We start from the raw sequence: 841 nt of genomic DNA, 5'->3' as shown, positions 1-841 counted from the left end.
CGCCGCGCTGGCGGACTCTCCTCGACCACGTCATGGCGATCCCCGAGAAGATCTACGAGACATGGGACGGCGAGGAGGGCTGGGACAACCACACCCGGTTCGGCCGTCAGTACGGGGCGGACGGCGTCGCCTGGTGCGTCATCTTCAACTGGTGCATGTACGACGACGTCGAACTCGAGGGCGTCGTGCCGAAGATATTCAACGTGAAGGCGTTCACCTCCTGGGCGAAGACGCACGGGCAGTGGTCGGAGTACCCGTCGGTCGGGGCGTGGGTGAATCTCGGCAACGGCTCCCACACGGAACTCGTCGTCGGATTCGACAAGACGTACGTGTACACCAAGGGCGGAAACTCCATCAAGGACGGTGCCACCGACAACGGGCAGGGCAACGGGGTGTGGTCGCACAAGTCGGTGCGCCGCTCGGACCGTGTCGTCGGCTACCTGGCCCCGAGGTTCCCGGACGGGGTGTGCCCGCCCACCGCCGACCCTGACGACCCGCGCGGGGGCAAGGCGGTCGCCTCCTACCGGTGGACCGGCGCGGCCGGGCCGGCCGCTGAGAAGCCGACCACGTCGGCGTCGGCACCGACCGTGTCCCTGGCCAACCTGATCGCTGCCCGGAAGAAGGATCTCCCGGCCCCGACCGGGCACACCACGCACAAGAAGGACGTTCTGATCGTGGAGCAGGCCCTCTGCGAGGAGGGGCTGCTGGCGAAGAAGTACGTGGACGGGTCGTGGGGCACCAAGACCGACGACGCCTACAAGCGGTTCCGGCTGCGGATGGGCTACCGGGGACAGGACGCCACGGGCAACCCGGGCATCGAGTCCCTGAAGAAGCTGGCCAC

1 pseudogene is annotated in these 841 nt (G+C 67.9%); it reads left to right on the top strand.

The features are described from left to right. A pseudogene (locus ACLZN2_RS50905) lies at positions 1 to 841 on the top strand (hypothetical protein); the annotation flags it as partial.

Origin of the sequence: Streptomyces sp. T028 (genome assembly GCF_048159505.1) — a bacterium.
GTDB lineage: Bacteria > Actinomycetota > Actinomycetes > Streptomycetales > Streptomycetaceae > Streptomyces.
Note: the sequence above shows the minus strand (reverse complement) of the source record. Positions and strands in the feature narration are given on the sequence as shown.